The organism is Streptomyces sp. NPDC002994, from assembly GCF_040611155.1.
Lineage (GTDB): Bacteria > Actinomycetota > Actinomycetes > Streptomycetales > Streptomycetaceae > Streptomyces.
The window spans coordinates 22,840-30,192 of sequence record NZ_JBEXNQ010000048.1 but is presented as its reverse complement, the minus strand read 5'-3'; the positions used below and the strand labels follow the sequence as shown (position 1 = coordinate 30,192).

Sequence of the window (7,353 nt, the reverse complement as noted above, 5' to 3'; positions counted from 1 at the left end):
CCCGAACTGGGGCGCTGCCCCAGACCCCGCTCCTCAAACGCCGGAGGGGCTGGAGGAGTGCGGTGGTTATCCAGCCCGTCCGGCGTTTGAGGACACGCCCGTAGGGCGTCCGTGTGGTCTGGGGGCTGGGGCTTGCCCCAGTTCGGGAAGGGGCGGGTAGGGGAACAGCCCCGTGCAGCGGCCCCGCTCCTACGACGTACGGACGCCACCACATGCGCAGCCCCCGCACCAATGTGAGGGTGCAAGGGTGACCACCACCCGCGAGGCCGGCCAGGCCAAGGCCCCGGTACCGCCGCCGGCGGCCGCCTCCGCCCCACCCGTGCTCGACCGCCGGCAGCGCAACATCGTCTTCGCGACGATCATGCTCGGCATGCTGCTGGCCGCCCTGGACCAGACCATCGTCGGCACCGCACTGCCGACGATCGTCGCGGAACTCGGCGGCGCCGAGCACATGTCGTGGGTGGTCACCGCCTACCTGCTGGCCGAGACCGTAGCCACCGTCCTCGTCGGCAAGTTCGGCGACCTCTTCGGCCGCAAGCTCGTCTTCCAGGTCTCGGCGATCGTCTTCATCACCGGCTCGTTCCTGTGCGGCCTCTCCGGCAACATGACCCTCCTAATCGCCTGGCGCGCACTCCAGGGCATCGGCGCCGGCGGCCTGATGGTGACGTCGATGGCCCTGATCGCCGACGTCATCCCGCTCCGCGAGCGCGGCAAGTACCAGGGCGCCATCGGCGCCGTCTTCGGCTTCGCCACCGTCATCGGCCCGCTTCTCGGCGGCCTCTTCACCGACCACCTCACCTGGCGCTGGGCGTTCTACATCAACGTACCGATCGCGATCGTCGTGGTCATCGCCGCCGCCCGCAACATCCCGTCCGTACGCTCGGCGACCCGCCCCGTCATCGACTACCTCGGCATCGCGCTCGTCGCGCTCGGCGCGAGCGCGCTGATCCTGGCGACGAGCTGGGGCGGCAACGAGTACGCCTGGAGTTCGGGCGTCATCATCGGCCTCTTCGCGGGCGGCCTGATCGCGCTCGCCCTGTTCTGTTACGCCGAGACCCGCGCCGCCGAGCCCATGCTGCCGATGCGGCTGTTCTCGAACCCCGTGTTCACCGTCTGCTCGATCCTCAGCTTCGTCGTCGGCTTCGCGATGCTCGGCGCGATGATCTTCCTGCCGACGTATCTCCAGTACGTCGACGGGGACTCCGCGACCGTCTCCGGTGTCCGTACGCTCCCCATGATCGTCGGTCTCCTCATCGCGTCCGTCTTCAGCGGCAACGTCGTCAGCAAGACCGGAACGTACCGGATCTTCCCCATCATCGGCTCGCTCGTCATGGCCATCGGCCTGTTCCTGCTGTCCCTGATGGACACGGACTCAGCCGCCTGGCTGGAGTCGCTCTACATGTTCGTCCTCGGCCTCGGCATCGGCCTGTGCATGCAGGTCCTGACGATCGCCGTGCAGAACACCGTGGAGTACGCGGACCTCGGCACGGCCACCTCCGGCGTCACCTTCTTCCGTACGCTCGGCATGTCCTTCGGCACCGCCGTCTTCGGCACCATCTATGCCAATTCGCTGCGCCCCAACCTGACCGCAGGCGTCACCGAGGCCGCCCTCGCCGGCGGGGCGGATCCCGCGGCGCTCACGCGGGCAGCGCAGAGCCCGGAGGGTCTGCACGCGCTGCCGCCCGCGCAGGCCGGGCCGATCGTCCAGGCGTACGCCGACTCGCTGCACACGGTGTTCCTGTGGACGGTCCCGGTCGCGATCGTGGGCTTCGTCGTGTCGCTGTTCCTCAAGCAGGTCAAGCTGCGCGACGCCGCCCGCGCCGGCTCGACCGACATGGGTGAGGGGTTCGCGTCGCCCATGTCGGGCGACTCGGCCAAGCTGCTGGAGCTGGCCGTCGCGCAGATCCTCCGCACCAAGGGACCCGACACGGCACGGTGGATCGTCAGCGGCTCCGACACCCGTCTCGACATCGCGGGCGCCTGGGCGGTCATGCAAGTCGCGCTGCTGACCCGCATCGTCGGACACGCCAGCCTCGGGCTGATCGCCACCCGCCGCAACGTCCCGCCGGAGGTCCTGCTTCCGGTCTTCGACCGGATGGTGGACGAGGGCTACCTCACCCGCGACGGCAACCTGCTCTCCCACACCCCGGCGGGTGAGCGCGAGGCCGAGGTGATCGGCGCCGCGTGGTCGCGCTGGATCGGCGACCAGCTGGAGATGGACGGCGGGCGGCCGGGCAACGAGGAGCTGCTGGCCGCCATCGACGCGATCGCCAAGCGGCTGCTCGCCGAGGACCTCGCGCAGGGCGAGAGCCTGCCGGCCGGCCGCCGTTGAGCGTTTCGAGGGTTACGCCGACGAACCGACCTCGGCGTCCGCCGGTTCACGGGGTGACGGAACGGCCGACGCTTCCCGTTTCTTCTCCGGAGCCGCCCGCGCCGTCCGGACCAGCCGGGTCGCCGCCAGCCAGAAGGTGGTCGGCAGGAACACCAGGTCGCCGACGATCGTGATGGCGGAGAACATCGGCAGGGCCATCAGCACCCCGACGCCGACGTGCGTGGCCAGCATGATGACGAGGATGCAGTACTTGAGCCGCCGGTTGAACACCAGCGCCGGGAACAGCATCTGCGAGAAGACGGTGATGTACGCCATGAGGGCCGCGAAGGTGCCGTGACTGACGATCCAGGCCGAGAGTTCGGGGAAGGTCGAGAAGTCGTCGTACATCATCGAGTAGTAGAGAGCCGTGCCGTTGCGCCACGACTCGCCCTGGATCTTGTACATGGCCGCGGAACCGTAGATCACCATGACCTGGAGGGCGATCATCGCCATGCCGCCGTTGTGCAGGACGGTGACCAGGCGCCGGCGCAGTTCCTCCGTCTCCGCGCCCCAGAAGACGAACTTCGACGTGGCGGACGGTGTCCCCTGCGCCTTGCGGGCGCGGCGGCGCGCGTCGAGTGACCAGTAGCGGCCCGACGCGACGAAGACCAGGTAGTTGGCGAAGAGCAGGCTCAGCAGCGCCCAGCCGCTGTTGGCCATGGACCCGCGGATGTAGAAGGCCACGACGAGGAACCAGAAGAGCACGGCCGTGGCGCGGGTGCGCCAGCCGAGCATCAGCAGCGCGCTGACCACGACGGCGAGCGCGTACCAGGCCCAGAAGACGAGGGCGCTGTCGGTGACGAGGAGCGAGTACCACCAGGAGAACGCGCCGTCCCAGCCCCGGGACTTCAGGGTCTGGTCGAAGAGTTCGGCGGTGAACGGCGAACCCGGCCCCCACAGGTGGTCGGCGCGTACCGATTCGCGGAGCAGGTGGATCAGGTACAGGCCGCCCAGGCCGATGCGGATCGCGGCCGCGCTGTACGGGGCGAGCGGCTGGAGGGTCAGGTTCCGGGCCGTGCCCCTGACCTTGCGGCCGAGGCCCGCGGCAGAGTCCAGGCCCTGGGCGAGTGCTGCGCGTACGGTCATGAGCGGACCTTCCAGTATCCGAGTTTCTGATACTGCGGACGCTCGACGGCTGCGGAGCCCTTGGCGCCGGGCCCCGGTATACGGGTGCTCTTCAGGCGCAGCTGTACGGCCTGTCCGGGCTTCTCCCCCATGGCGTCGAGCCGCACCAGAATGACGTTGAGCAGATAGCGCGCCGAACGGGCGGTGGCCGCAGGGGCGTTCTGGCGCGCCGCGCTGGTCCGGTACTGGGACATGGCGCGGCGCAGGACGAGCTGGTCCTCGATGCTGGGGAGCAGCTCACCCCGGTACGCCGCGTTGTCGTGCGCGGTGAGGTCGATCCACCGGCCGAACTTCCCGTCGACGTTCGCGCGCACTTCGAGGTGCTGATTGAACTTGGAGGGCTCCGGGGCGAAGATGCTCCAGTCCTGCGGGAAAAGCGGCCGCATCCACCCATTGACCTGTTTCGCGTAGGTCTTGGAGAGCGGGAAGTCCGTGGCGACGTAGAGCAGCAGCATGCTGGAGTGAATCAGTGCGACGAACGCGACAAAAGCCGCGAACCACCGGACGATTCCGCGCCGCGAGGCCCCAAGAGGCGTGCCTCTGGGGGCGAGTGGGTCGGGCGGCGGTATGACGGACTCGGCCACGCTTGTTCTCCTCATGGTGCCCACGAATCACAACGGCGCCCAGGGTATCCATCCACGCATCCGTCCACCGCGTCAGATCGCCTTGGCGGGCCATTCCAGCAGCCGTGCGCCGATCACGGCCGTCTGGAGGGTGTAGCGGTGCATCGGGTCGGCCGGGTCGGAACCGGTGAGCTGGTGGATGCGCTGAAGGCGGTAAGTCAGTGCCCGTACGCTCAGGCTCAGGCGGCGGGCCGCCTCAGCGGACACGCAGCCGGCGTCGAAGTACACGCTGAGGGTCTCCAGCAGCGGCTCGGCTCCGCCGCGCGCCCGGCGGAGCGGGCCGAGCGCGCTGAGCACCAGGTCCGCCATCGCCTGCCGGTCCCGGGTGAGGACGGGGAAAACCAGCAGGTCGGCGGCGCGCAGCACCGGACTGTCGAGCGCCATGCGGTCGGCCAGTTCGAGCGCGCTGAGGGCCTCTTCGTACGAATGGACCACACCGCCCGCGCCGGGATGCGCGCGGCCGATCGCCACGCGGCCGCCCTCCGTGGCGGCGTGGGCCTGTTTGGCGAAATGGGTGAGCACATCGGCCTGGTCGCCGGGCACGATGCAGATCAGCCGGCCGTCCTTGGTGGCGATGAGGATGCGCCGGTCGCCGAAGCGGCCGATGAGTTCGCGGTCCACCCGGCGGGTGACGTGGTCGGTGTCCTCGTACGCCTCGGCGCCCTCGGCCACCGCGACGGCGTGGGCCTGGGAGAGCCGCAGGCCGAAGCGCTCGGCGCGGGCGGCGAGGCGGCCCAGGTCGCTGCGCCCGTGGAGGAGGTCGTCGATGAACTCGCGGCGGGCCGCCTCTTCCTGGCGTACGGCCAGCCGCTGGGCCCGCTCGTACCCCTCGGCGAAGGCGTCGACGGCCTGTTCCACCGCTGCCAGGACCCGGTCCGGCGCCGCGGACGCGCCGGGCCAGGCGGCGCGGGTGGCGGCCAGGTGCCGGCCGACGAGGGCGCGCAGGCCGTGCCCGGCCTCGGCCGCCTGTTCCCCGAGGGCGCGGCGCGAGTCCAGCTCGTCCCTGGTGAGGCGGCGGCCGGTCGCGGAGACCTCCGCCAGGATCTGGGCGTAGCCGTCCAGGTACTCCTCGGATATTTCGGTCTCTGTCACGCGCTTCCCCGGATTCTTGGTGCTTCCTGAAGCCCTTCGGCATTAACAGAGCATAAAGATTGCCGGAAACCGGAAATACGCCGGGAGTTGCCTCCCTGAAACGTGCTGTACCTGCCGGGGTCCGGCAAGCCGCCGCCGTCAGCCCGCCGTCAGCCCGTCGACGGCTCGTCGGCGCGGGGCGCGGGCGTACGGCCGAGGAGTTCGGCGAGGCCGCGGCGGGTGGCCGCGAGGACGACGCGGTCGTCGGAGCGCAGGACGTAGCCCGGGTGCAGGTCCCACACCAGGCGCGGCGGATCGCCGGCGCGCTTGCCACCGCCGTCCTCGTCGGCGGCGCGGGCCGCGCTCAGGTCGTCGCGGCGGTCGCCGGGGGTCGCGGTGTCCAGAGCGAGGAGGCGCCATGCGCCGGAGCTGAAGGCCTCGGCGACGGTACGGCCTTCGAGCTGCGGCAGGCCGGCCACCTCGACGGCGGCGAAGAGGAGCACCGTACGCTCGACGGGAATGGCGCCCAGGATCTGGCGCCCCATCATCGCCCCGGCGAAAGCCGGCGCGGCGAGGTGGGAGACGCTGCGGCTGCGGGTCAGGGCGCGGGGGTGGGCGGCGCGCAGGGTGCGGTAGACGGCGGTGGCGAAGTCGTCGTCGTACAGACGCAGCGCCACGCGCAGGTCGGACTTGACGGAGCGTCCGTACAGGGCGGCTTCGAGGTTGGTCGTGTCGGCGCTGGTGAGGGCGAGCATGGCGTGCGCGCGGTGGATTTTGGCGGCTTCGAGTACGCCCTCCTGGGTCACGTCGCCGATCACGGTCGGTACGCGCAGACGGCGGGCGAGCGCGATACCGCGCGCCTCCGGGTCTTCCTCCACGCACACCACTGGGATGTCGAGTTCGCGCAGCCGGGCCAGTACGCGCGTGCCGATCTTGCCGAGGCCGAGCAGGACGACATGGCCGGAGAGGCCGCGCGGCGGGCGGCGCAGTCCGGAGGCGCTGCGCAGGGCGCCGAGGGCCTGGAGTACGGCGGCGACGAGCACGGGGAGGAGGAGCATCCCGGCGAGTCCGGCGAGGAGTTGGAGGATCTGGCGGTCGAGGGATGCGCCTACGGCGGGGTCGTTGATGGCGAAGAGGTCGAGAAGAGTGACGTAGGCGGCGTGGAGGGGGTGGTCCCCGGTGGTGAGCCAGGATGCGACGGCGAGGGCGAGTACGGCGGTCGCGATGCCGGCGATCGCCCACCGCAGGCGGCGGGAGAAGAGTGCGGCGAGCGGGAGGCCGCGGCCCGCGAGCCGGCCCGGCGGCGGGGTCGTACCCGTATAGGAGATCGCTTCGAGCACGATGGTGCCCCGGCCGGTGGCTGCGGCGACGCTGCGGTCGTCGGGCAGCAGACGCGGCGCTTCATCGCCGCTGTGGTCGGAACCCTCGGCTCCGGCAGGGTTGCTGGTGGTGGAGGAGAGCAGCGCGAGGGTGCAGAGTCCGGGGTCCGCGACCTCGCCGCGGGCGGGTGGGTTGCGTTCGACGGCGCGCAGGAGCAGTCCATCGGCCTGGACCACCTTGCTGGTGCCGGCGACCGCGGTGGCGGCCAGGGCGGGGGCGGCGGTGTCGGCGTCCGAGAGCACGGTGGTCGCGGCGTCGAGGGCGGCGGCGTCGAGTCCGGGCGAAGCGAGGGCGGCGGCCTGGTCGAGGAGTTCTTCGAGGTGCTGGCCGAGCTTGCGGTTGTAGAGGCGGATGACCAGGCGCAGACGGGGGTTGAGCCGGCGGGCGGTCAGCGCGGCACGGATGTTGGTCTCGTCGTCGTCGTGGACGAGGGCGAGCGCGGCGGCCCGCTCCACGCCGGCCTCGGCCAGTACGAGGTCGTCGAGCTCCCACGCCTCGACGACGCGTACGGCGTCAGCGGGCCGGTCGTCACGGTCGGCCGCGCCGGCGGCCCCCGGGGGCGTGACGCCGGTCCGGCCCATGACGGCCGACACCCGCCCGAAGAGCGCGGACGCCCGGCCCGGATCACGGACCGCGAGGGGCGCGGGCGCGTGGCGCGACTCGCGGGCGGGCTGTACGACGAGGGTCACCCGCTCCCCGTACACCTCGCGCAGCTCGGCGGCCAGCCGGTGGGCGAGTGCGTCGTCGCCACTGACGATCATGTGGTGCTCGCGGGGGCCCTGT

General features: G+C 71.3%; 5 protein-coding genes. 1 reads left to right on the top strand and 4 read right to left on the bottom strand.

Features of this window, described 5'->3' with window-relative positions; genetic code table 11:
- Positions 1-247 precede the first annotated feature (247 nt).
- The gene (locus ABZX79_RS36450) at positions 248-2,332 is read left to right on the top strand and encodes an MDR family MFS transporter (RefSeq protein ID WP_355267916.1); all 2,085 of its coding nucleotides are present in this window, start codon (positions 248-250) and stop codon (positions 2,330-2,332) included.
- A gap of 12 nt (positions 2,333-2,344) precedes the next feature.
- Here ABZX79_RS36450 and ABZX79_RS36445 read toward each other — a convergent pair whose 3' ends face one another.
- The 4 genes from ABZX79_RS36445 to ABZX79_RS36430 form a co-directional block, all read right to left on the bottom strand.
- A complete protein-coding gene (locus tag ABZX79_RS36445) occupies positions 2,345-3,457 on the bottom strand; it encodes an HTTM domain-containing protein (RefSeq protein ID WP_355267913.1) in 1,113 nt (370 codons plus the stop codon).
- Positions 3,454-4,080 (bottom strand): DUF5819 family protein, encoded by a 627-nt coding sequence (locus tag ABZX79_RS36440; RefSeq protein WP_355267910.1) that lies wholly within the window; start codon positions 4,078-4,080, stop codon positions 3,454-3,456. The genes ABZX79_RS36445 and ABZX79_RS36440 overlap by 4 nt, the downstream gene beginning before the upstream one ends.
- 72 nt (positions 4,081-4,152) lie before the next feature.
- Positions 4,153-5,211 (bottom strand): helix-turn-helix domain-containing protein, encoded by a 1,059-nt coding sequence (locus ABZX79_RS36435; RefSeq protein WP_355267907.1) that lies wholly within the window; start codon positions 5,209-5,211, stop codon positions 4,153-4,155.
- A 149-nt stretch (positions 5,212-5,360) separates the two neighbouring features.
- A complete protein-coding gene (locus tag ABZX79_RS36430; RefSeq protein WP_355267919.1) occupies positions 5,361-7,331 on the bottom strand; it encodes an NAD-binding protein in 1,971 nt (656 codons plus the stop codon).
- Positions 7,332-7,353 lie beyond the last annotated feature (22 nt).